Source organism: Pseudoxanthomonas sp., from assembly GCF_002863005.1.
Lineage (GTDB): Bacteria > Pseudomonadota > Gammaproteobacteria > Xanthomonadales > Xanthomonadaceae > Pseudoxanthomonas_A.
The window spans coordinates 1-22,610 of the sequence record NZ_PKDG01000018.1; the positions used below are offsets into that span (position 1 = coordinate 1).

Genomic DNA, 22,610 nt, shown 5'->3' on the forward strand with positions numbered 1-22,610 from the left:
AAGCGCTGCGGATGGCCAACGACAGCGAGTACGGACTGGCGGCCGGCGTGTGGACGCGGGACATCAGCCGCGCCCACCGCGTGGCGCGCAAGCTGCGTGCGGGCAGCGTCTGGGTGAACTACTGGGACGGTGGCGACATGACCGCGCCGTTCGGCGGCTACAAGCAGTCCGGCAACGGCCGCGACAAGTCGCTGCACGCCTTCGACAAGTACACCGAGATCAAGGCGACCTGGATCAATCTGGGGAGCTGATCCCATGCTCCCTTCTCCCCGCAAGCGGGGAGAAGGTGCCCGGAGGGCGGATGAGGGGCGTGCGCGAACTCGGCGTCGTCGCGGTGCCTGTTTTGCGTGGATTCCGTTCGCCCCTCACCCGCCTTCGGCACCCTCTCCCCGCACGTGGGGAGAGGGGACTCACGACAAGAAGTTCTTCTGCCAGAATCGCCCACGTCCCATCCACCGGCCCGTCCATGACCGCCACCGCCGTCGCTCCCGCGCCCGCCAACTCGCCCGGTCGGGTGCTGTTCGCCAGCCTGATCGGCACCACCATCGAGTTCTTCGATTTCTACATCTACGCGACGGCCGCGGTGCTGGTGTTTCCGCACCTGTTCTTCCCGCAGGGGGATCCGACCACCGCGACACTGCAGTCGTTCGCCACTTTCGCGCTGGCGTTCATCGCGCGGCCGGTGGGGTCGGCGCTGTTCGGCCACTACGGCGACCGCATCGGACGCAAGGCGACGCTGGTGGCGGCGCTGCTGACGATGGGTATCTCCACCGTGCTGATCGGCCTGCTGCCCACCTACGCGCAGGTCGGTATCGTGGCGCCCCTGCTGCTGGCGCTGTGCCGGCTGGGGCAGGGGATCGGGCTGGGCGGCGAGTGGGGCGGTGCGGTGTTGCTGGCGACCGAGAACGCGCCACCCGGCAAGCGCGCTTGGTACGGGATGTTCCCGCAGCTCGGGGCGCCCCTCGGCTTCCTGTTCTCCACCGGCATCTTCCTGCTGCTGACCGCAGTGATGAGCGATGCGCAGTTCCTGGCCTGGGGCTGGCGCATTCCGTTCGTGGCCAGTGCAGTGCTGGTGTTCGTCGGCCTGTGGGTGCGGCTGAGCATCGCCGAGACGCCGGATTTCCAGAAGGCCCTGGACCGCGACGAGCGCGTCAAGGTGCCGATGCTGACCACCGTGCGCGAGCACCCGTTCGCCCTGGTGACCGGCACGCTCGCGCTGGTGGCCACGTTCGTGCTGTTCTACCTGATGACCGTGTTCGCGCTGAGCTGGGGTACGTCGAAGCTCGGCTACACGCGCGAGCATTTCCTGATGCTGCAGATGGTCGGCGTGCTGTTCTTCGCCCTGACCATCCCGCTGTCGGCGCTCTATGCGGACCGGTTCGGGCGGCGCAACGCGATGATCGTCGCCACGCTGCTGATCATCGGGTTCGGCTTCGTGTTCGCGCCGTTGCTGGAGTCGGGTAGCGACCTGGGCGTGCTGGCTTTCCTTGCGCTGGGTCTGGGCGCGATGGGGCTCACCTATGGCCCCTGCGGGACGATCCTGGCGGAGATGTTCCCCACCGCCGTGCGCTACACGGGTGCGTCGCTGGCGTTCAACCTGGCCGGCATCCTGGGCGCATCGCCGGCGCCGTACATCGCCACGCGGCTGGGTGAACGCTACGGGCTTCCGTCGGTGGGCTGGTACCTGGCGGGCATGGCCGTGCTGACGTTGCTGGCCTTGTTGGCGATGCCGCGCCGGCGGTAGGGCATCCACGCTCGCAATGGGGCATCACATGGTCGTGCGCATGGCGCACTACGATCCCGCCGCCATGATTCGTCACGTAGCGTGCGCCACGCGCACGTCCGCAGAATCTCTCCCCAAGCGCACACAGTACGCTACCCGAACAGGCGCTTCACGGTGCGGGTGAGCCAGCCGCCCTGCTGGTGTTCGCGGACGAACTGGTTCAAGTGTCGCTTGACGGTATCCGCATAGGCTTTGTCGTCGTTGCGGATGTGGTTGAACAGCCAGCGCGACAGCATGCTGCGCAGCTCGTCCACGATGTCTTCGCCGGCCTCGAAGCGGAGCCGGTACTCGGACACGCGCTTGGTGAATACTTCGTGCACGCGCTTGTGCGCGGCGCTGAACGGATAGCCGGCTTCCTCCATCAGCTCTTCCTCGAACGCGAAGTGCGACAGCGTGTAGTCGACAAGCTCATCGATCACTTCGCCGACGGCGAAACGCTCCCTCGACTTCTGGGTCACGTGCAGATGGTTGATCATCTCCACGATGCGCCGGTGCTGGCCATCGATGATGTCGATGCCGGTGTCCATGTCGTCCTGCCAGATCAGCAGTGTCATGTTCGGATCCCCTGCCGGCGGATGCCGGAATGCGGGGAAATCTAGGTGCGGGCGGATGTCGCGGCATTGATCGGGATCAATGCTGTGGCATTCGGTCGCAGGGATCTGTGGGTCCCTGTAGGAGCGACGTGAGTCGCGACCGCCGACGTGACACACTCAGGGCCGCATGATCGGGCGAATCACCTCCAGACCATGTCCGGCTTTCCGCGCTGTCCTCATGCATCGCCGGCACCTCGCTTCTGCGGTCGCGACTTACGTCGCTCCTACAGAAAGCGGTTAGCCGCTCGACACCACCCGGTTCCGCCCACCGGCCTTCGCCAGGTACAGCCGCCGGTCCGCTTCGCTGAGCAAGTGATTGAGGGTCTGGCCGGGAAAGCGCGTGCGGAACACGCCGACGCTGACCGTCATCTTCAGTATGCGCTCGCCGATGTCGACGTCGAGGGCCTCGATCGAGGCGCGCAGCGATTCGAAGTAGTCCACGGCTTCGCTTTCGCCCAGGTACGGCACCAGCGCGCAGAACTCCTCGCCGCCGAAGCGCGCGATCAGGTCCTGCGTACCCGCATGGCGCGCGATGGCCTGGGCGACGGCCTTCAGTGCGATATCGCCGGCTTCATGGCCGTGGGTGTCGTTGATGTGCTTGAAGTGGTCGATGTCGATGATGGCGGCCGTCACCGACTGTTGCCTGCCCAGGGTGTTCGGCAGCAGGGCATGGCACTCGGACAGGAAGTGGCGGCGGTTGGGCAGGCCGGTGAGGAAGTCGCGGGTGGCGAGATCCTGCAGGGTGCCGATCAGTTCCAGCTGGTCGATGTTCTGCGAGACGCGGCAGAAGAATTCCTCGCGCGAGAACGGCTTGTGCAGGAAGTCATTGGCGCCGCTCTTCAGGAAGCGCGGGACCAGGCTGCCATCGCTGGTGCCCGAGATGCCGATGATCGCCAGGTGGTCGCGGGCGTGGCGCGCACGCAGGCGACGGGTGAACTCGTGGCCCTTCATGCCGGGCATTTCCTGGTCGACGATCGCCAGGCGGATGTCGGGGTTGGCGTCGAGCATGGCCAGGCCGGCCTCGCCATCCGCCGCTTCCACCACGCGGAAGCCGTACATCGACAACAGCGCGGCCGCGTGCTGGCGGGCGGAACGGGAGTCGTCCACGATCAGGGCGGCGATGCGGCGGTTGCGTTCCAGGCGCTGCACCAGCCACACGAGATAGTCGATGCTGCCTGGCGTGTTCTTGAGGACGTAGTCCACCACCTGCCGTCGCAGTACCTGCTCGCGCAGCGTGTCGTCGTAGACGCCGCTGACGACCACGGTGGGCAACTGCCGGGACAGGAAGAACTCCACCACCTCGTCGTGGCTGCCGTCGGCCAGGACCAGGCTGGTGACCACCATGAACCAGTCCGGATGCTTCTCCAGCGTCGTGCGCGCCTCGTCCAGCGTGGCGGCGTAGACGACCGGCAGGCTGAGCTTCTGTTCGATCGCTTCGCCGATCAGGCGCGCATGCGTGCGCGAGTTCTCCACCACCAGGATCCGCTGGGGCAGGGGCGATTGGCTGGCGATGGCGGATACGGCGCGTTGCGGACTGGACATGCTCGGGAAGGCCGAGGAAGGTTTCCTTTCATGTCTATCGGCCCGGGCGGACGGGACTTGAGAGCAGCGTCACGGAATGCGCGGCTGCCGGCGCCGCTCACCAGAGTGCGTCGCGCAGCTTGTACCAGGCCATTCCGGCGACCAGGAGCGGCGTGCGCAGCGCACGGCCGCCCGGGAACGGGTGGTGGTCGATCTTCTCGAACAGGTCCAGCCGCTCGGATTGACCGCGGATCGCCTGGGCGAGCGTCGTGCCCGCCAGGCACGCGGCGATCAGGCCATGTCCCGAGAAGCCCTGGGCGAAGTACAGGTTCGGCGCCAGCCGGCCCCAGTGCGGCGCACGGTTGAGCGAGATGTCGATCATTCCGCCCCACAGGTACTCGATGCCCACGTCGCGCAACTGCGGGAATACGCGGTGCATGCGGCGCGTCATCACGCCGCGCAGGTTCGGGGGCGTCATCGTCGAATAGCTGGCGCGACCGCCGAACAGCAGGCGGTGGTCGCGGCCCAGCCGGAAGTAGTCCAGCGCCCAGTTGGTGTCCGCCACCGCCATGTCGTTGCGGATCAGCGCGCGCGCGCGCTGCTCGCCCAGCGGCGGCGTGGCGGCGATGTAGGTGCCCACCGGCATCATGCGCGATTCGAGTTCCGGCGCGATGCCGCGCAGCAGCGCGTTGCCGGCGAGGATCACGGTATCGCAGGCGACCTCGCCCTGCGCGGTCTTCAGCAGCGGACGCGTGCCCCGTACGAGCTCCGTCACGCGGGAAGCTTCGAAGATGCGCACGCCCGCATCCAGCGCCGCGCGTCCGAGCCCCAATGCATAGGCGAGCGGATGGAGGTGGCCGCTGACCGGATCGTACATTGCGCCAAGATAGCGGTCGCTGGCGAGCTCGCCGCGCAGGCGCTCGCGATCCCACCACTGCACCGGGTGGTGGTAGCGCGTGTTGAACTCCTCCACGGCCTCCTGCACGTCGCGTTGCTGGCGCGCCTTGATCGGTACGGTGGCGTGCCCGTCGCGCCAGTCGCAGTCGATGCCGTGCCGGTCGATCCGCCCGCGCAGCCAGCGCAGGCCCTCCAGCGACAGGTCGAACATCTTCTTCGCATCGTCGAAGCCGACCAGCGCTTCGAGCTTCGCTTCGCCGCAGCTGAAGCCGGCAATGGCCTGGCCACCATTGCGGCCCGAGGCGCCCCAGCCGATGCGCTCGGCTTCCAGCACGACCACCTTGTAGCCGGCTTCGGCAAGTTCCAGCGCCGCCGACAGGCCGGTGTAGCCGGCGCCGAGGATGCAGACGTCGGCCTCGATGCGGCCTTCCAGTGCCGGCTGCGATGGCAGCGGCGACGTGCTGGCGGCGTACCAGCTGTCGGGATAGGTATGCGCGGACGTCATGCGGGCAGCGCCTGGTTCACACCGATCGCAGGTACCACGCGTATTCCAGGTCGGTCACTTCGGTGTAGAAGCTGTGCATCTCCTTGAGCTTCTGCTGGCCGTAGATGTGCTGGAAGGACGTGCCGAACTGCTCGCGGATGAACTCGCTGCCCATGAACGCGCCGATGGCCTCGCGCCAGAACGGCGTACGGATCTCGGTCTGGTCGTAGGCGTTGCCGGTGATCGGCGGGCCGGGATCGAAGCCCTGTTCGATGCCGTGCAGCATGCCGGCCAACACGGCGGCAGTGACGAGGTAGATGTTGGCGTCGGCGCCGGCGATGCGGTGCTCGATCCGGGTGTTGGCTTCGTCGCTGTGCGGGATGCGCATGGCGACGGTGCGGTTGTTGTAACCCCACACGTCGTTGAGCGGGACGAACGCGTTGAGCACGAAGCGCCGGTAGCTGTTGGCGTGCGGCGCGAACAGCAGCAGGCAGTCCTGGTCGCTCCGCTGCAGGCCGCCGATGGCGTGCCTCAGCGCAGCGGCCGGGGCCGTCTGCGGCGAGGCGAAGATGTTGCGGCCATCGGCATCCAGCACGCTGGCGTGGATATGCATGCCGCTGCCCGCCTGCTCGGCGAACGGCTTGGCCATGAAGCTCGCCATCAGGCCCTGCTGCTGCGCAGCCGCCTTGATCGCGCGCTTGAGGTAGATCGCATCGTCGCAAGCGAGCAGGGCATCGTCGCGATGCTTGAGGTTGATTTCGAACTGGCCCGGCGCGTACTCGGCCACGGCGGTATCGGCCGGGATGCGCTGCGCACGACACGCAGCGGCGACCGCATCGGTGAAGCCGCGGTAGTCGTTCAGGTCTTCCATGTAGTAGACCTGCGTGCTGGTGTTGCGTTGCCCGGTCGCCGGATTGATCGACGTGCGAGGGCGTCCTGCATCGTCCATGCGCTGGTCGAACAGGTAGAACTCCAGTTCCACCGCGACCACCGGCTTCAGGCCGCGCGCGGCGTAGCGTGCGAGCACGCGCTTGAGCACGTCGCGCGGGTTGGCCTCGAACATGCCGCCCTTCGCGTCCTCCATGCTCAGCAGCAGCTGGGCGGCGGGGCGCGGCGACCACGGCACGGGCCGCAGCGAGCCCGGTACCGGGCGGCAGATGCGGTCCTCGTCGCCGATGTCGTAACCCAGCCCGGTTTCCTCGACCGTGTTGCCGGTGATGTCGGTAGCGATCAGTGACATCGGCAGGCAGACGCCGTCGCGGTAGACCTTCTCCAGCGCATCGCGGGTGATGCGCTTGCCGCGCAGCAGTCCGTTCATGTCGGGCAGCAGCAGGTCGATCTGCTCGCAGTCGGGGATGGACGCGAGCGTGGCGGCATCGTCGGCGGGCAGGGAAGACGCGTCGGAATCGGGGCGCATGAGGGTCATCCAGGAGGCTGCGGCGCAGCTTAGCAGAGCGTTCGATGCGTCAAGAATACTCAACGCGAAGTTTCCAATGGGCCGCTGAAACGCCCGAATTTGGTGCCGCAGCGCACCATATGGGCGCCAAAAATGTCATCCGAGCCCTTCGTGTTGTAAAAATAAAACGGCCGGGTTAACGTGCCTGCAAGCCATTCCGGGCTTCCTGCATGACCCCGCTGCCGCGGGTCGGTCTGCCGACCGACCACAAGCAAATCGGTGCGCATCCCTTTCTTGCCGTCGGCGAGAAATACGTGCGCGCGGTGGTCGACGGGGCGGGCTGCCTGCCGCTGCTGATCCCGACGCTGGATCCCGTACTGCCGCTGCGCCAGGTGCTCGACAGCCTCGATGGCCTGCTGCTGACGGGCGCCGTCAGCAACATCGAGCCGCACCATTACAGTGACGAATCCAGCTATGAAGGCAACCTGCTGGATCCCCGCCGCGACGCGACCAATCTGCCGCTGATCCCGCTCGCCATCGAAGTGGGGGTGCCCGTGCTGGCGATCTGCCGCGGCTTCCAGGAGGCCAATGTCGCTTTCGGCGGCACGCTGTACCAGAAGGTACACGAGCAGCCAGGCCTCATGGACCATCGCGAAAACAAGGACGATCCCCTGGACGTGCAGTACGGGCCGGCGCACGACATCGCGCTGGTGCCGGGTGGCCTGCTGGCCAAGCTGTCCGGGGTGACGCAGGCCAGCGTGAACTCGTTGCACGGCCAGGGTGTGCGTCGGCTGGGCGACGGCCTAGTGGTCGAGGCGCAGGCACCCGACGGCCTGATTGAAGCGTTCCGGCATGACGGCTCCGCCTTCATGCTGGCGGTGCAGTGGCATCCGGAATGGAAGGTGACGGAAAACCCGTTCTATCTCGCGATCTTCCGCGCTTTCGGCGATGCCTGCCGTGCCCGTGCGGCCCGGCGCGGGGCGGTGGCATGAAGCGGCGGCATCCCCCGCCATGGAGAGGGAGCACACGCCACGACGTGGCGGCGTAGCGCGCCGGCGCGCAAGGCGGCCGTTCCTCTCTCCCTTACCGATCGCACCGACACCATGAGCCAGAAGAAGCCGAACCCCCGAAAGAAGCCTGCCGCGCCCGAGCCGGCCGACAGTTCATTGCGCCGCTGGCTGAAGGAACGCAGCATCACCGAGGTCGAGTGCCTGGTGCCGGACATCACCGGCATCGCACGCGGCAAGATCATTCCGGCCGACAAGTTCAGCCACGACTACGGCACGCGCCTGCCGGAAGGCATTTTCGCCACCACCGTCACCGGCGACTATCCGGACGACTATTACGACCTGACGTCGCCGTCGGATTCGGACATGTTCCTGCGGCCGGACCCGGATACCGTGCGGATGGTGCCCTGGGCGACCGACCCCACCGCGCAGGTCATCCACGACTGCCATACCAAGGACGGCAAGCCGCATGACCTGGCGCCACGCAACGTGTTGCGCCGCGTGCTGGCCGCGTACGAGAAAGAAGGCCTGCGCCCGGTCGTCGCGCCGGAACTGGAATTCTTCCTGGTGCAGAAGAACACCGACCCCGATTTCCCGCTCCTGCCGCCCGCCGGGCGCTCGGGTCGCCCGGAGACCGCACGGCAGTCGTATTCCATCGATGCGGTCAACGAGTTCGACCCGATCCTCGACCTGATGTACGACTACTGCGACGCCATGGAACTGGACGTGGACACGCTGATCCACGAATCCGGCGCCGCCCAGCTCGAGGTGAACTTCACCCATGACGATGCGTTGTCGCGCGCCGACCAGGTGTTCCTGTTCAAGCGCACGATGCGCGAGGCGGCGATGCGCCATGGCGTGTACGCCACCTTCCTGGCCAAGCCGATGGAGAACGAGCCCGGCAGCGCCATGCACATCCACCAGAGCCTGGTGGACGTGAAGACGGGCCGCAATGTGTTCACCGGCAAGACGGAGGGCAAGGGCAGCAAGCTGTTCGGCCACTACCTGGCGGGGCTGCAGAAGTACGTGCCCATGGCGATGGCTTTCTTCGGCCCCAACGTCAATTCGTATCGGCGGCTGGCGCTTGGGCAGGTGGCACCGATCAACGTGCAGTGGGGGTACGACAACCGTACCTGCGGCCTGCGGGTGCCGATGGACACACCGGAGAACATGCGCGTGGAGAGTCGTTTCGCCGGCTCCGATGCCAATCCCTATCTCGCGATGGCCGCGACGCTGGCCTGCGGCCTGCTGGGCATCCGTGAACAACTCAAGCCGACCGAGCCGCTGGCCAGCAGCGCGCAGGACATCGGGTTCGAACTGCCGCGGTCGCTGGGCGAGGCGCTGGACGAACTCGAAGGCTGCAAGCCGCTGCAGGAGCTGATGGGCGCGCGCTTCGTGCGTGCGTACGTATCGGTCAAGCGCAAGGAATACGAGACCTTCTTCCGGGTGATCAGTTCGTGGGAGCGGGAATTCCTGTTGTTGAACGTCTGACTGTTGTTCCCTTTTCCCTCCGGGAGAAGGTGGTGCGAAGCGCCGGATGAGGGTGCGGCGGAATCGGGATGATTCATCACTGATGATTCCGCCGGACCCTCACCCCAACCCCTCTCTCCCACAGGGACTTCCTTTGGTCGCCGGTGGGAGAGGGGCTCGATATCACGGAGCCCTTATGACCCAACTCGACACCCGCACCCTGCAGAAGCTCGACGCCGAGCACCACCTGCATCCGTTCAACGACAATGCCGCGCTGGCGAAGCGGGGCACACGCATCCTCACCAAGGGCGAGGGCTGCTACGTCTGGGATGCCGACGGCAACAAGCTGCTCGATGCCTTCGCCGGGCTGTGGTGCGTCAACATCGGCTACGGGCGCAAGGAACTGGGCGAGGTGGCATCGAAGCAGATGACGCAGCTCGCCTACTACAACAGCTTCTTCCAGTGCACGACTGAGCCGACGATCGAACTGGCAGCGAAGCTGGCGGAACTCGCGCCGGGCGACCTCAATCATTCCTTCTTCGTCAATTCCGGCTCCGAGGCGAACGACACCATCCTGCGCATGGTCCGCCACTTCTGGGCGGTGCAGGACCAGCCGGCGAAGAACATCTTCATCGGCCGCCATGATGGTTACCACGGCACCACGATGGCCGGCGCCAGCCTCGGTGGCATGAAGGGCATGCACAAGCAGGGTGGCCTGCCGATCCCCGACATCCACCACATCGATCCGCCGTTCTGGTTCGCCGACGGCGGCGACCTGTCCGAAGACGAGTACGGCCTGGTCGCCGCACGCCGGCTGGAGCAGAAGATCCTGGAACTGGGGTCCGAGCGCGTGGCCGCGTTCATCGGCGAACCCATCATGGGCGCGATCGGCGTCTACATCCCGCCGAAGACCTATTGGCCGGAGATCGAACGCATCTGCCGCCAGTACGACGTACTGCTGGTGGCCGACGAGGTGATCTGTGGTTTCGGGCGCACGGGCGAGTGGTTCGGCTCGCAGTATTTCGGTTTCCAGCCCGACATCATGCCGGTGGCCAAGGGCATCACGTCCGGCTACATCCCGCTCGGTGCGGCGATGTTCAACGATCGCGTGGCCAGCGTGCTGAAGGAGCGGGGCGGCGAGCTGGCGCATGGCGCCACCTACTCGGGCCACCCGGTGTGTGCTGCAGTGGCACTCGAGAACATCCGCATCCTGCAGGACGAGAAGATCGTCGAAACCGCGAAGACCGACACCGCGCCCTACCTGGCCCAGCGCTGGGCGGAACTGGGCGAGCACCGCTTGGTCGGACAGGCGCGCATCGCCGGCATGGTGGGCGCGCTGGAACTGGTGCCGGACAAGAAGAAGCGCGCCTTCTTCCCCGAGCGGGGCACCGTCGGTCCGCGTTGCCGCGACCACGCGTTGAAGCATGGGCTGATCCTGCGCGCGACCTGGGACGCCATGCTGCTCTCGCCGCCGTTGATCATCACCCGTGCGCAGGTGGACGAACTGTTCGACAAGACGTGGAAGGCGCTCGACGACACCGCGACGGACCTGGGCATGTGAGGCCATCGAAGCGGCCCGTGCGCTGCGTCACGCCCTCGCAGCGCGGGCGTATGATGGTTCCCATCCCCCGTTCCTGTTCCATGGAGACCCCGATGAAGCTCAAAGCCCTCACCGTCATGCTGGCTGCCGCCGTGCTGGCCGCCTGTGGCGGCAAGGATGACAAGGCCGCCGACGGTGCGCCGTCGAAGGTGCTCAATGTCTACAACTGGTCCGACTACATCGCCGAGGACACGATCCCGAACTTCGAGCAGCAGTCGGGCGTCAGGGTCACCTACGACGTGTTCGACAGCGACGAGATGGTCGAGACCAAGCTGCTGGCCGGCAGCAGTGGCTACGACGTGGTGGTGCCGTCGCTGAGCTTCCTGGGTCGCCAGATCCAGGCCGGCGTGTTCCTGCCGCTGGACAAGAGCAGGATCCCGAACCTGAAGAACGTCGACCCCAAGATGCTCGAGCGGATCGCGCTGCAGGATCCGGGCAACCAGTTCGCGGTGCCGTACCTGTGGGGCACCAGTGGCATCGGCTACAACGTCGACAAGATCAAGGCCATCTTCGGCGACACCGCCGTCACCGGCAGCTGGGACGTGGTGTTCAAGCCGGAGAACGCGGCCAAGCTGAAGGACTGCGGGATCACCGTGCTGGATACGCCGTCGGAGCTGATCCCGATCGCGCTGAACTACCTGGGCGAGGATCCGCACAGCTTCGATCCCAAGGTGATCGACAAGGCCGCGGCGCTGCTGAAGTCGATCCGCCCGTACATCCGAAACTTCCACTCGTCCTCGTACATCAACGACCTGGCCAACGGCGATGTCTGCCTGGTGGTGGGCTGGTCCGGCGACATCATCCAGGCGCGTGATCGCGCGGCGGAGTCGGGCAACGGGGTCAACGTGGCGTACTCCATCCCGAAGGAAGGCGCGCCGCAGTGGTTCGACATGCTGGCCATCCCGAAGGATGCGAAGAACGTCGACAGCGCCTACGCCTTCATCAACTACCTGCTGGACCCGAAGGTCGCTGCGGCGAACACCAACTTCGTGACGTATCCCAATCCGGTGCCGTCGTCGAAGCCGATGGTCGACAAGGCGATCGCGGACGATCCGACGATCTACCCGCCCGCCGACGTCGACGCGAAGCTGTTCACCTTCGCGGTGCTGCCGCCGGACGTGGATCGCCAGTACACGCGCATCTGGACGGAGCTGAAGACCGGACGCTGAAACACCACGGGCGCGTGCCGGCGAGGACGCGCCCTTTGTCATCGTGGCATCGCCCGTGCAAGCCGGCGACGCCACAGGGAGGGGGTAGGGGAGCGGGACGGCACGGAACACGCCATTGCAATGACAGCACGCCCGCGGCGGCCCAGGCCGGTCCGGGACCACATCAAGCCGCCCTCGCGGGCCGAATGGAGAGAGATTGATGAAACTGCGCGTACTGGCAACCACCCTGGCCCTCTGTACCCTTGCCGCTTGCGGCGGAAAATCCGGCAGCGACGGCGGCGCCGACACCGGCGGCGCCAAGCAGGTCAACGTCTACAACTGGTCCGACTACATCGCCGAGGACACCATCCCCAACTTCGAGAAGGCCACCGGCATCAAGGTGACCTATGACGTGTTCGACAGCAACGAAGTACTGGAAACCAAGCTGCTGGCGGGCAGCAGCGGCTACGACGTGGTGGTGCCGACGATGAACTTCCTCGGGCGGCAGATCCAGGCCGGCGTATTCCTGCCGCTGGACAAGAGCAAGATCCCCAACTACGCCAACCTGGACCCGGCCATCATGAAGCGGCTGGAGAACCAGGACCCCGGCAACCAGTACGCCATCCCCTACATGTGGGGCACCACCGGCATCGGCTACAACGTCGACAAGGTCAAGGCCGCGTTCGGCAGCACCGATGTCGCCAACAGCCTCGACATCGTCTTCAAGCCGGAGAACATCAGCAAGCTGAAGGATTGCGGCGTGACCTTCCTCGACACACCGTCGGAAATCATCCCGATCGCCCTGAACTACCTGGGCGAGGACCCGAACAGCCAGGATCCTGCGGTGATCGACAAGGCCGCCGCACTGCTGAAGACCATCCGCCCGTACATCACCAACTTCCATTCCTCGCAGTACATCGATGCCATGGCCAACGGCGACACCTGCCTGGTCGTCGGCTGGTCGGGCGACATCATCCAGGCGCGCGATCGCGCGGTGGAAGCCAAGAACGGCGTCAACATCGCGTATGCGATCCCGAAGGAAGGCGCCCCGCAATGGTTCGACATGCTGGCCATCCCGAAGGACGCCAAGCACGTCGACGAGGCCTACGCCTTCATCAACAACCTGCTCGACCCGCAGGTGATGGCCAACAACTCCAACTTCATCAGCTATCCGAATGCCATCCCGAAGGCGAAGGCGCTGATGGACACGTCGATCACCGGCGATCCCACGATCTACCCGACGCCGGACGTCGAAGCGAAGCTGTTCACCTTCGCCATCATCACGCCCGAGGTCGATCGCCAGTACACGCGGATCTGGACGGAACTGAAGACCGGCAAGTAAACGCCCTGGCCGGGACGGACAGACGCCGTCCCGGCCTTGCGTGATCGCTCATACCCACATCCATGCCGGCGCCCAGGCTGCCCGGCGACCAGGGGATCTCCATGGCGGCAGAACAGGGCAACGGCGCGGCACAGAACGGCAAGGCGAACGCGCAGGAGTACCTGCGCATCGTCGACGTCCGCAAGGAGTTCGACGGGTTCGTCGCGGTCGACGACACCAACCTGACCATCCGCAAGGGCGAGATCTTCGCGCTGCTGGGAGGCTCGGGCAGCGGCAAATCGACGCTGCTCCGCTGCCTGGCCGGGTTCGAGAAGCCGACCTCCGGCAAGATCTTCCTGGACGGCCAGTTGCTCAACGACCTGCCGCCCTACGAGCGGCCGCTCAACATGATGTTCCAGTCCTACGCGCTGTTCCCGCACATGACGGTGGAGCAGAACATCGCCTTCGGCCTGAAGCAGGACGGCCTGTCCAGGGAGGCGATCAGGAAGCGCGTCGATGAGATGCTGGCGCTGGTGCAGCTGGGCAAGCTGGCCAAGCGCAAGCCGCACCAGCTTTCCGGCGGCCAGCAGCAGCGCGTGGCGCTGGCGCGGTCGCTGGCGAAAGGACCTAAGCTGCTGCTGCTGGACGAGCCGATGGGCGCGCTGGACAAGAAGCTGCGGTCGCAGATGCAACTGGAGCTGGTGAGCATCATCGAGAAGTCGGGCGTGACCTGCGTGATGGTCACCCACGACCAGGAAGAAGCGATGACGATGGCCACCCGCATCGCGCTGATGGACCAGGGCTGGATCCGCCAGGTCGGCACGCCGGATGAAATCTACGAGCAGCCGACCAGCCGCTTCGCCGCCGAGTTCATCGGCTCGGTCAACCTGATCGAGGGCGCGGTCGAGGAGGACGAAGCGAACTACGTCACCATCCGCTCGCCGCAGTTGCCCGATCCGATCTACATCGGTCACGGCATCTCGGGCTTCGAAGGGCAGGAGGTCGGGTTCGCGGTGCGGCCGGAAAAGCTTGGGATCGGCAAGCAGGAGCCGCAGCAGCCGCACAACAAGGCCAAGGGCGTGATCGAGGACATCGCGTACTTCGGCAGCCATTCGGTCTACCACGTGCGCCTGCCGAGCGGGTACAAGTTCATGGCCAATTTCGCCAACGTGCAGCGCTGGGCCAGCGAAGGCCTCACCTGGAACGATGAAGTCTGGGTATGGTGGGGCGACAACGATGGCGTGGTGCTGACGTCATGAACCTTCTCCGCTCCCTGGGCAAGCGCCTGCCGGGGCCACGCTGGGGCGTGATCTCGGTGCCCTACGTCTGGCTGCTGCTGTTCTTCGCCATTCCCTTCCTGATCGTGCTGAAGATCTCGTTCGCCAAGCTGGCGATCGCGATGCCGCCCTATACGCCCATCCTCGAGTACATCGACGAGGCGCTCACGCTCAAGCTCAACCTGGGCAACTATGCGGCGCTGTTCACCGACTCCCAGTACGTGGCCGCCTACCTCAGCTCGATCAAGATCGCGGCAATCTCGACCTTCCTCGCGCTGCTGGTCGCGTATCCGATCGCCTACGTCATCGCCCGCATGCCCCCCTCGTCGCGCAACATCGCGATGATGCTGGTGGTGCTGCCGTCGTGGACGTCGTTCCTCATCCGCGTCTACGCGTGGATCGGCATCCTCAAGAACAACGGCCTGCTCAACAACCTGCTGATGAAGATCGGCCTGATCGACGAACCGCTGCAGATCCTGTACACGCCGATGGCGGCGTACATCGGCATCGTCTATTGCTACCTGCCCTTCATGGTGCTGCCGCTGTACACCAACCTGGTGAAGCACGACCACCGCCTGCTCGAGGCCGCCTACGACCTCGGCGCCAAACCGTGGAAGGCGTTCTTCACCATCACCCTGCCGCTGTCGAAGGCCGGCATCATCGCCGGCTGCATGCTGGTGATGATCCCGGCGGTCGGCGAGTTCGTCATCCCCGAACTGCTCGGTGGCCCGGACACGCTGATGATCGGCCGCGTGCTGTGGGGCGAGTTCTTCAACAACCGCGACTGGCCGGCGGCGTCGGCGGTGGCCATCGTCATGCTGATCCTGCTGCTGATCCCCATCCTGATCTTCAACCGCGTGCAGCAGCGCGAGATGGAAGGGAGGCTGACATGAGCCGCACCGGACACCGCGCGGTCAACTGGACGATCCTGGGGCTCGGCTTCGCCTTCCTCTACGTGCCGGTCATCATCCTGATGGTGTATTCGTTCAACGAGTCGCGCCTGGCTACGGTGTGGTCCGGATTCTCGTTGAAGTGGTACGCCGAGCTGTTCCGCGATACGCAGATGCTGCAGGCGGCATGGATCAGCATCAAGGTCGCGTTCTGGACGGCGACGGCGGCCGTGGTGCTCGGCACGATGGCGGCCCTGGTGATGACGCGCATGCGCCGCTTCCCGGGCAAGACGCTGTTCGGCGCGTTGATCACCGCGCCGCTGGTGATGCCGGAAGTGATCATCGGCCTGTCGATCCTGCTGATGTTCGTCTCGCTCGGCCAGGTGGTGGGGCTGCAACCGCGCGGCATCCTGTCGATCTGGATCGCGCACGTGACCTTCACCCTGGCCTTCGTCACCGTGGTGGTGTCTTCGCGACTGGCGGAGCTGGACAAGTCGCTGGAAGAAGCCGCCATGGACCTGGGCGCGAACCGCATCAAGGTGTTCTTCCTCATCACGCTGCCGATCATCGCGCCGGCGCTGGTGTCGGGCTGGCTGCTGGCATTCACGTTGTCGCTGGACGACGTGGTGATCGCCAGTTTCGTCGCCGGGCCCAGTTCGACCACGCTGCCGATGAAGGTGTTCTCGTCCGTGCGCATGGGCCTGAGTCCGAAGATCAATGCGCTCGCGACGCTGATGATCCTGGTGGTCAGCGTGGCTGCGTTCCTGGGCTGGTGGTTCATGGCCCGGGAAGAGAAGCGTCGCCAGCGCGACATGCAACTGGCGCTGCAGGACAACGGGTAGCACCCTGGCGGTCACGCACCTCCGGCATCCAAGCCTACCCGCAGGAGCCCCCCCCCGGGCGCTCCTGCAAGGCAACGACGATCCGCTAACACATGCCGTCCGAAAATCCGGGCCGGGCAAGAGAATCTCCATGACCATCGAAACCACCAATCCCGCGACCGGCAAGGTCGAGTATCGCCACGAACTGATGACACCCGCGCAGGTCGACGCTGTACTGGCGGCGTCCGTGAAGGCATTTCCCGCGTGGTCCGCGCTGTCGTTGGCCGAACGCGGCAAGGTGTTGCGGGCGATAGGCGCCGAGTTGCGCCGGCGTCGCGAGGATATCCAGCGCACGATCACCGCCGAGATGGGCAAGTTGCGCAAGGAGGCCCTGGCCGAGGTGGACAAGTGCGCAGGCGCCTGCGACTACTACGCCGACCACGCCGCCGATTACCTGCAGGACCAGCCGGTCGCCACCGATGGCCAGCGCAGCTACGTGCGCTATGAGCCGATCGGCTGCGTGCTGGCCGTGATGCCGTGGAACTTCCCCCTCTGGCAGGTGTTCCGGTTCCTGGCGCCGGCCTTCATGGCGGGCAACGTCGCCGTGCTGAAGCATGCGAGCAACGTGCCGCGTTGCGCCGACGTGATCGGGGAGGTGGTGGCTGCGGCGGGTCTGCCGGAAGGTGTGTTCGGCGTGCTGCATATCGACAACGATCAGGCGGCCGAGGTCATCCGTGATGCACGGGTGGCGGCGGTGACCCTGACCGGCAGCGAACGTGCCGGCCGTTCCGTCGCCGCCAACGCCGGCAGCCAGCTCAAGAAGAGCGTCATGGAGCTGGGCGGCAGCGACGCCTTCATCGTGCTCGACGATGCCGACCTCGACAAGACCGTCGCCGGCGCCGTGGCATCGCGCTTCGGCAACGCCGGGCAGACCTGCATCGCTGCGAAGCGGTTCATCGTGCAGGACGCCATCGCCGATGCGTTCGTGAAGCGGTTCGTGGAAGCGGCGGCAAAGCTGCAGCTCGGCGATCCGCAGGACGAGGCGACCACGCTCGCTCCCATGGCGCGCCAGGACCTGCGCGACGAGCTGCACAAGCAGGTGCAGTCCAGCGTTTCCAAAGGGGCCAAGGTGCTGCTGGGCGCGGAACCCGATGCGTCGCATGCCGGTTATCCGGCGTCGATCCTGGATGCGGTCGCGCCGGGCATGCCGGCCTATGACGAGGAACTGTTCGGCCCCGTCGCCAGCATCCTGCGGGTGAAGGACGATGCCGAGGCCGTGCGCGTGGCCAACGACACCACGTTCGGACTGGGCGGCAGCGTGTGGACGAAGGACGTCGAGCGCGGCAACCGCATCGCGCGCGAGTTGCAGGTCGGTGCGGCCTTCGTCAACGCGATCGTGCGCAGCGACGTGCGCCTGCCGTTCGGCGGCACGAAGCGGTCCGGCTTCGGTCGCGAACTGGCCGAGCACGGCATCCACGAGTTCATGAACATCAAGTCGGTCTATATCGCCTGACCTGGGATGGCATCAAAGAGCCGGGCATGCTCGGCTCTTTGATGATGGGCCAGACGGAAGGGCAGCGGAGCAGGCTCCGCCCTACGGTGTCCATGGGTGGAACGGATGGTTACGGCAGGCGCCGTTCCTAAGCCGACATGCCGGTGCCATCTTGTCGGCAGTTGAATTGGAGGCGCCATGAGCACCCTGACCGATACCACGCCCGCCCGCGTGATCCGCACGATCCGCGGCCGCCCCACGTCCGATGGCGCTGGCGTCAAGCTGACGCGCGTGATCGGCGGGCCCGACCTGCCGGATCTCGACCCCTTCCTGTTGCTGGACGAGTTCGGCACCGACAAGGCCGAGGACTACCTTGCCGGCTTCCCGGAGCATCCGCACCGCGGCTTCGAGACCGTCACCTACATGCTCGACGGCCGCATGCGCCATCGCGACAACCACGGCAACGAAGGCCTGCTGACGCCCGGTGCCGTGCAGTGGATGACGGCCGGTCGCGGCCTGGTGCATTCGGAGATGCCCGAGCAGGAATCCGGCCGCATGCGCGGCTTCCAGCTGTGGGTGAACCTGCCGGCGCACGAGAAGATGACGGCGCCGAAGTACCAGGAGTTCGCGCCGGAGAAGATTCCGGTCGCGCATCCGGCCAACGGCATCGAGGTGAAGGTGATCGCCGGCAGTGTCGGCGACACGCGGGGTCCGATCTCCCAGCCGGCCACCGACCCGGTGTACCTCGACATCGCACTGCAGCCGGGACGTGCCTGGGACTACAAGCTGCCCGTCGGCCACAACGCGTTCGCCTACGTGTTCGAGGGCGCGGTGACGGTGGGCGAGGGCGAAGAAGCGCGTGCGCTGGACACCCATGAAATGGGGGTGCTGGGCGGTGGCGATACGCTGCAGGTGCGTGCGGGCAACCAGCCGGCGCGGTTGATCCTGGTGGCGGGGCGTCCGTTGCGCGAGCCGGTGATGCGCCACGGCCCGTTCGTCATGAACACGCGGCAGGAACTGATGCAGGCGTTCGTGGATTTCCAGGAAGGCCGCTTCTGAACCCTGCAGGGGGCGGGACGACGGCCCGCCCCGCGACCATCAGTTGCCGGCGGACAGCTGCGCGCTGGTGGCGCGCACGTCCAGTTGCTGCGCCAGCGAAATCAGGCTGCCGAGCTCTTCGGGCGAGTTGGCGTTGATCCAGACCTGCGCGTAGCGGTCGTTGTCCAGCTCGACGACGGTGATGCGGCGCGAGGCCATCGCGGGCGAGGTTTCCTGGCCGGCCAGATCGGGTCGGTACCAGAAGATCTCCTCGCCGGAGAACGCGCTTTCCTCCTCACGCAGTCGCCGTTCCAGGCGGATCCGCGGATCGCGCGAGGTGAGCATGACGTTCAGCACCTCGCGCCCGTCGGCGGCGACCGCCTTGCAGGCGATGAAGGTGGCATCCACGCGTTGTTGCCATTCCAGGCCCGCGTTCGCGGGCAGGGTGGGGCACGGCGGCGCTGTCTGCGCCCACGCAGCGGCGGAAAACAGGAAAAGGAAGGCAGCGATCATGGTCTTCATGCAAATCCCCTGGGGTGCGACACCCCGGACTACGGCGGTACGAATGTCCGCGCACCGTGGCGGGCCGTCACGGCCCTCCGTCATCCCCTGGCATGCCACGTTGGCGGCTGCCGCTTTCCCCCGGCAGTCGACCCGACCATAGCCCATGCTGCGTCGCAAAACAACGCGAGGGCGCGGGAACGGCGACCCCGGTCACCGCCATGCCGTCGCCGTGCCCGGCAGCTACCGGGCACGGCGCGCAAGAATCAGTCGCGGTCGCGACCCAACCAACCGTAGAGCATTCCGCCGATCAGCCCGCCGAGGATCGGCGCCAGCCAGAACAGCCACAGCTGGCCCACGGCAGCCGGCCCTGCGAACAGCGCGACGGCGGTCGACCGCGCCGGATTCACCGAGGTATTGGTCACCGGAATGCTGATCAGGTGGATCAGGGTCAGGGCCAGGCCGATGGCGATCGGCGCGAAACCCACCGGCGCGCGGCCGTGGGTGGAACCCATGATGACGACCAGGAAGAACGCAGTCAGCACGACTTCCGTCAGGAAGCCGGCCGCTACCGAATACCCCCCGGGCGACATGGCGCCGTAGCCGTTGCTGGCGAAGGCGCCAGCCGCATTCGGATCCACTGCGAAAGCGGGGTTGCCCGAGGCGATCTGCCATAGGATGAAGCCCGCCGCGAGACCGCCCACCACCTGGGCGACGATGTAGGGCAGCAGGTCGCGCGCCGGGAAGCGTCCGCCGGCCCAGAGGCCGATACTGACCGCCGGATTGAAATGGCCACCCGAGATATGGCCGAACGCGTAGGCCCCGGTGAGGACCGTCAGGCCGAACGCGAGCGACACGCCCAGCAGTCCGATGCCCAGGGGATTGCCATCGCCGCCGAAGTTGGCCGCCAGCACTGCGCTGCCGCAGCCGCCCAACACAAGCCAGAACGTGCCCAGGAACTCTGCCGCGAGCCTCTTCGCCATACTCATGTCAGCTCCCCTCACTGTGATCGTGCGCCCCGTCACATGACGGTGCGCGCACGATAGCGGAAGCCCCTCGCCGAACGTGTTTGCTTTGCGTTACGCCGCAGGCATTCAAAACTTCAATGAAGTTCGTGTCACATTCTGGCGGCGAGGCCGGCGATCATCTTTCGGGCAGCGGGATGAATTCGGTTTCGCCGGGGACGTGGCCGAAGCGGCCTTCCAGCCAGTCCTGCTTGGCCTGTTCGATGCGCTCCCTGGAACTCGACACGAAGTTCCACCACAGGTGGCGCGGTGCATCCAGCGGCTCGCCGCCCAGCAACATGGCCTTCACGGGTGTCCTGGCGCGCAGCACGGCCCGGCTGCCGCGATCGAACACCACCAGGTGCTTCTCCGGGATGTCCGCACCGTCCACCTGCGCCTGGCCTTCGAGTACGTAGAGCGCGCGCTCCACATGCCCGCCGTCGATGTCCAGCTCGGCATCCGGCTGCAGGTCCACGGCGACGTTGAAGGTACCGCTGAACACCTTCACCGGCGACTCTTCGCCATACGCGCGACCGGCGATGACGCGCAGCCGGGCACCGCCTCGCTCGATCGACGGCAGGGTCGCCGCCGTATGGTGGTGGAATTCGGGTGCGACTTCTTCCGCCGACGTCGGCAGCGCCACCCAGGTCTGCATGCCGTGCACGTCATGGCGTCCGGCACGCACGTCTCCCGGCGTACGTTCAGAGTGGGCGATGCCGCGGCCGGCGGTCATCCAGTTGACGTCGCCGGGCGTGATCACCTGCTCGGACCCCAGCGTGTCGCGGTGGTGGATCGCGCCGGACCAGAGGTAGGTCACCGTGGCCAGGCCGATGTGGGGGTGAGGCCTCACGTCGATGCCGCGGCCGGGCTCGAACACCGCCGGCCCCATGTGGTCGACGAAGACGAACGGGCCCACGCTGCGGGCCTGGAGGCTGGGCACGGCGCGCCGGACGTTGAAACCGTCGCCGAGGTCGTGCACGCGGGGCGCGATGATCGTGGTCATGGGCAGGTCCTCCGGGAGAGGGACGAAGCATCGCACGGCGCCTCGGCCATGCCTGCAACAGCACGGAAACGGATCGTTGCGCGCCGGATCAGCCGCGCCGCGACGCCAGCCGGTCCGCCAGCCGCGTCGGTTCCGGCAAGCGGTAGCCGCGGAGCGTACGCAGCACCCAGTCCAGCGCGCCCTGCATCGAGACGCGATGCCCCGGCGAGACGATCAGCGGGTTGCAGCGCGGCTTGCTGCGAAGGACCCAGCCGATGTGGTCGCCGCGATGGAGCAGTGGCGTGCGTTCGCCGGCAAGGGCGCCCGGTGCTTCGTGTTGACCGCAGAGGACGTTCTTGGCGACGCCGACGGCAGGCAGGCCGGTGACCACGCCAAAATGCGCGGCGATGCCCAGGCGACGCGGATGCGCGATGCCCTGGCCATCGACGAAGGCGAGGTCCGGCACGTGCGGCAGCCGGCCAAGAGCCGCGACCAGCGCCGGCAGCTCGCGGAAACTCAGCAGGCCCGGCACGTAGGGCATCGACGTGGGAAGGCGGACCACCTCCATGGCGGTGGGCTGCAGCGTGCCGGCGTCCAGCAGCACGGCGGCGGCGCGGGTCGTGGCGCCGTCGTCCTCGAATCCGACATCGAAGCCGCCGAGCCACCGCGGGACCTCCGGCACGTCGTCGTGCAGCACGACATCCGCCGCCAGTTGCGCCTGCACACGCCGCGCATCCGCGACGCTGCCGTCCCAGTCGCCGAATACGGGGTTCATCGTGGCGGCGCGGTCCCGTAACGCTGCACGTCCAGGGTCGCGATGCCGTCGGCGCCGATGCGCACGATGGACACGCGGTCGTATTCGCCATCGTCCATCGGTGCGGTCGCACACGCGCAGAGCGCGGCGACCAGGTCCGGCACCGTGTTGCTGTGGCCGACCACGAGCACCGTGCCGGCACGGTGCGCCTGCCGCCACTGCCCGGCGATCTCTGTCGCCGGACCGCGCGCGTAATACGCCGCGACCGGCAGCCGGTGCGCCGTGGCGGTGGGCTGTGCCGTCTGCCGGGTGCGGCGGAACTCGGTGGCGTACACGGCGACCAGCGGCTCGTCGCTCAGGCGACTGGCCAGTGCATCGGCACGGATCCGGCCGGCGGCGGAGAGGCTCGGGTCCTCGGGATCGTCCGTCGCCTTCTCGGCATGTCGGACCACCACGAACGTCAGCGGTGCGGCCATGTCGCGGGGAGCGCGGGTCACGCAGCCGGCGGCCAACGACGCCAGCAGGACCAGGAGGGGAGTGCGTAACCGTTGCGGCAGGCGCATGGCGATCCTCGGTGAAGGCAGGTGGCGAGCGTGCAGCGGCGGATCGGCCGGCGCAAGCGGCGCCATCA

General features: G+C 66.6%; 21 protein-coding genes. 12 read left to right on the plus strand and 9 right to left on the minus strand.

Features of this window, described 5'->3' with window-relative positions; all coding sequences use genetic code 11:
• A partial coding sequence (locus CYU89_RS07725) for an aldehyde dehydrogenase family protein (protein WP_296279970.1) occupies positions 1-251 on the plus strand: 251 nt, incomplete at its 5' end.
• Between the two features lie 215 nt (positions 252-466).
• On the plus strand, positions 467-1,744 hold the full coding sequence (locus tag CYU89_RS07730) for an MFS transporter (RefSeq protein WP_296279972.1): 1,278 nt from the start codon (positions 467-469) through the stop codon (positions 1,742-1,744).
• Between the two features lie 131 nt (positions 1,745-1,875).
• Here CYU89_RS07730 and CYU89_RS07735 read toward each other — a convergent pair whose 3' ends face one another.
• The 4 genes from CYU89_RS07735 to CYU89_RS07750 all read right to left on the minus strand — a co-directional run bounded on the left by CYU89_RS07735 (position 1,876) and on the right by CYU89_RS07750 (position 6,695).
• Positions 1,876-2,337, minus strand: a complete 462-nt coding sequence (locus CYU89_RS07735) for a bacteriohemerythrin (RefSeq protein WP_296279975.1) — start codon at positions 2,335-2,337, stop codon at positions 1,876-1,878.
• Positions 2,338-2,613: 276 nt separating this feature from the next.
• Positions 2,614-3,918, minus strand: coding sequence for a diguanylate cyclase (locus CYU89_RS07740; RefSeq protein WP_296279976.1), 1,305 nt, complete (start codon positions 3,916-3,918; stop codon positions 2,614-2,616).
• Between the two features lie 97 nt (positions 3,919-4,015).
• Complete coding sequence (locus CYU89_RS07745) at positions 4,016-5,299, minus strand: FAD-binding oxidoreductase (RefSeq protein ID WP_296279978.1); 1,284 nt, start codon at positions 5,297-5,299, stop codon at positions 4,016-4,018.
• A 16-nt stretch (positions 5,300-5,315) separates the two neighbouring features.
• Positions 5,316-6,695, minus strand: a complete 1,380-nt coding sequence (locus CYU89_RS07750) for a glutamine synthetase family protein (RefSeq protein WP_296279981.1) — start codon at positions 6,693-6,695, stop codon at positions 5,316-5,318.
• Positions 6,696-6,904: 209 nt separating this feature from the next.
• On the opposite strand from CYU89_RS07750, the gene CYU89_RS07755 reads away from it, so the two are divergent.
• From CYU89_RS07755 to CYU89_RS07800, 10 genes are all read left to right on the plus strand, one after another.
• The gene (locus CYU89_RS07755) at positions 6,905-7,666 is read left to right on the plus strand and encodes a gamma-glutamyl-gamma-aminobutyrate hydrolase family protein (protein WP_296279983.1); all 762 of its coding nucleotides are present in this window, start codon (positions 6,905-6,907) and stop codon (positions 7,664-7,666) included.
• 111 nt (positions 7,667-7,777) lie between these two features.
• On the plus strand, positions 7,778-9,172 hold the full coding sequence (locus CYU89_RS07760) for a glutamine synthetase family protein (RefSeq protein ID WP_296279984.1): 1,395 nt from the start codon (positions 7,778-7,780) through the stop codon (positions 9,170-9,172).
• A gap of 175 nt (positions 9,173-9,347) precedes the next feature.
• Complete coding sequence (locus tag CYU89_RS07765; RefSeq protein WP_296279986.1) at positions 9,348-10,712, plus strand: aspartate aminotransferase family protein; 1,365 nt, start codon at positions 9,348-9,350, stop codon at positions 10,710-10,712.
• A 92-nt stretch (positions 10,713-10,804) separates the two neighbouring features.
• Positions 10,805-11,920, plus strand: a complete 1,116-nt coding sequence (locus CYU89_RS07770) for a polyamine ABC transporter substrate-binding protein (RefSeq protein WP_296279988.1) — start codon at positions 10,805-10,807, stop codon at positions 11,918-11,920.
• Positions 11,921-12,119: 199 nt separating this feature from the next.
• Entirely contained in the window at positions 12,120-13,241 is a 1,122-nt protein-coding gene (locus CYU89_RS07775) for a polyamine ABC transporter substrate-binding protein (protein WP_296279990.1), read from the plus strand.
• Positions 13,242-13,342: 101 nt separating this feature from the next.
• On the plus strand, positions 13,343-14,479 hold the full coding sequence (gene potA / locus CYU89_RS07780) for a polyamine ABC transporter ATP-binding protein (RefSeq protein ID WP_296279991.1): 1,137 nt from the start codon (positions 13,343-13,345) through the stop codon (positions 14,477-14,479).
• The gene (locus tag CYU89_RS07785; RefSeq protein WP_296279993.1) at positions 14,476-15,390 is read left to right on the plus strand and encodes an ABC transporter permease subunit; all 915 of its coding nucleotides are present in this window, start codon (positions 14,476-14,478) and stop codon (positions 15,388-15,390) included. Before potA ends, CYU89_RS07785 begins: the two co-directional genes overlap by 4 nt.
• Complete coding sequence (locus tag CYU89_RS07790; protein ID WP_296279994.1) at positions 15,387-16,229, plus strand: ABC transporter permease subunit; 843 nt, start codon at positions 15,387-15,389, stop codon at positions 16,227-16,229. The genes CYU89_RS07785 and CYU89_RS07790 overlap by 4 nt, the downstream gene beginning before the upstream one ends.
• A 130-nt stretch (positions 16,230-16,359) precedes the next feature.
• The gene (locus tag CYU89_RS07795; RefSeq protein WP_296279995.1) at positions 16,360-17,721 is read left to right on the plus strand and encodes an NAD-dependent succinate-semialdehyde dehydrogenase; all 1,362 of its coding nucleotides are present in this window, start codon (positions 16,360-16,362) and stop codon (positions 17,719-17,721) included.
• Positions 17,722-17,898: 177 nt separating this feature from the next.
• A complete protein-coding gene (locus tag CYU89_RS07800) occupies positions 17,899-18,759 on the plus strand; it encodes a pirin family protein (RefSeq protein ID WP_296279996.1) in 861 nt (286 codons plus the stop codon).
• 39 nt (positions 18,760-18,798) lie between these two features.
• On the opposite strand, the gene CYU89_RS07805 is transcribed toward CYU89_RS07800, so the two are convergent.
• The 5 genes from CYU89_RS07805 to CYU89_RS07825 all read right to left on the minus strand — a co-directional run bounded on the left by CYU89_RS07805 (position 18,799) and on the right by CYU89_RS07825 (position 22,608).
• Complete coding sequence (locus CYU89_RS07805; RefSeq protein ID WP_296279997.1) at positions 18,799-19,260, minus strand: hypothetical protein; 462 nt, start codon at positions 19,258-19,260, stop codon at positions 18,799-18,801.
• A 245-nt stretch (positions 19,261-19,505) separates the two neighbouring features.
• On the minus strand, positions 19,506-20,228 hold the full coding sequence (gene aqpZ, locus CYU89_RS07810; protein WP_296279998.1) for an aquaporin Z: 723 nt from the start codon (positions 20,226-20,228) through the stop codon (positions 19,506-19,508).
• A gap of 154 nt (positions 20,229-20,382) precedes the next feature.
• Positions 20,383-21,246 (minus strand): pirin family protein, encoded by an 864-nt coding sequence (locus CYU89_RS07815; protein ID WP_296279999.1) that lies wholly within the window; start codon positions 21,244-21,246, stop codon positions 20,383-20,385.
• A gap of 88 nt (positions 21,247-21,334) precedes the next feature.
• Entirely contained in the window at positions 21,335-22,000 is a 666-nt protein-coding gene (gene nfi, locus CYU89_RS07820) for a deoxyribonuclease V (protein WP_296280000.1), read from the minus strand.
• On the minus strand, positions 21,997-22,608 hold the full coding sequence (locus CYU89_RS07825) for a histidine phosphatase family protein (RefSeq protein WP_296280001.1): 612 nt from the start codon (positions 22,606-22,608) through the stop codon (positions 21,997-21,999). Before CYU89_RS07825 ends, nfi begins: the two co-directional genes overlap by 4 nt.
• Positions 22,609-22,610: the final 2 nt, after the last annotated feature.

Excerpts from the sequence above, each read along its gene's own strand:
- CYU89_RS07730 (WP_296279972.1), top strand. The coding sequence starts at position 467 with ATGACCGCCACCGCCGTCGCTCCCGCGCCCGCCAACTCGCCCGGTCGG.
- CYU89_RS07735 (WP_296279975.1), bottom strand. The coding sequence starts at position 2,337 with ATGACACTGCTGATCTGGCAGGACGACATGGACACCGGCATCGACATC.
- CYU89_RS07740 (WP_296279976.1), bottom strand. The coding sequence starts at position 3,918 with ATGTCCAGTCCGCAACGCGCCGTATCCGCCATCGCCAGCCAATCGCCC.
- CYU89_RS07745 (WP_296279978.1), bottom strand. The coding sequence starts at position 5,299 with ATGACGTCCGCGCATACCTATCCCGACAGCTGGTACGCCGCCAGCACG.
- CYU89_RS07750 (WP_296279981.1), bottom strand. The coding sequence starts at position 6,695 with ATGCGCCCCGATTCCGACGCGTCTTCCCTGCCCGCCGACGATGCCGCC.
- CYU89_RS07755 (WP_296279983.1), top strand. The coding sequence starts at position 6,905 with ATGACCCCGCTGCCGCGGGTCGGTCTGCCGACCGACCACAAGCAAATC.
- CYU89_RS07760 (WP_296279984.1), top strand. The coding sequence starts at position 7,778 with ATGAGCCAGAAGAAGCCGAACCCCCGAAAGAAGCCTGCCGCGCCCGAG.
- CYU89_RS07765 (WP_296279986.1), top strand. The coding sequence starts at position 9,348 with ATGACCCAACTCGACACCCGCACCCTGCAGAAGCTCGACGCCGAGCAC.
- CYU89_RS07770 (WP_296279988.1), top strand. The coding sequence starts at position 10,805 with ATGAAGCTCAAAGCCCTCACCGTCATGCTGGCTGCCGCCGTGCTGGCC.
- CYU89_RS07775 (WP_296279990.1), top strand. The coding sequence starts at position 12,120 with ATGAAACTGCGCGTACTGGCAACCACCCTGGCCCTCTGTACCCTTGCC.
- potA (WP_296279991.1), top strand. The coding sequence starts at position 13,343 with ATGGCGGCAGAACAGGGCAACGGCGCGGCACAGAACGGCAAGGCGAAC.
- CYU89_RS07785 (WP_296279993.1), top strand. The coding sequence starts at position 14,476 with ATGAACCTTCTCCGCTCCCTGGGCAAGCGCCTGCCGGGGCCACGCTGG.
- CYU89_RS07790 (WP_296279994.1), top strand. The coding sequence starts at position 15,387 with ATGAGCCGCACCGGACACCGCGCGGTCAACTGGACGATCCTGGGGCTC.
- CYU89_RS07795 (WP_296279995.1), top strand. The coding sequence starts at position 16,360 with ATGACCATCGAAACCACCAATCCCGCGACCGGCAAGGTCGAGTATCGC.
- CYU89_RS07800 (WP_296279996.1), top strand. The coding sequence starts at position 17,899 with ATGAGCACCCTGACCGATACCACGCCCGCCCGCGTGATCCGCACGATC.
- CYU89_RS07805 (WP_296279997.1), bottom strand. The coding sequence starts at position 19,260 with ATGAAGACCATGATCGCTGCCTTCCTTTTCCTGTTTTCCGCCGCTGCG.
- aqpZ (WP_296279998.1), bottom strand. The coding sequence starts at position 20,228 with ATGAGTATGGCGAAGAGGCTCGCGGCAGAGTTCCTGGGCACGTTCTGG.
- CYU89_RS07815 (WP_296279999.1), bottom strand. The coding sequence starts at position 21,246 with ATGACCACGATCATCGCGCCCCGCGTGCACGACCTCGGCGACGGTTTC.
- nfi (WP_296280000.1), bottom strand. The coding sequence starts at position 22,000 with ATGAACCCCGTATTCGGCGACTGGGACGGCAGCGTCGCGGATGCGCGG.
- CYU89_RS07825 (WP_296280001.1), bottom strand. The coding sequence starts at position 22,608 with ATGGCGCCGCTTGCGCCGGCCGATCCGCCGCTGCACGCTCGCCACCTG.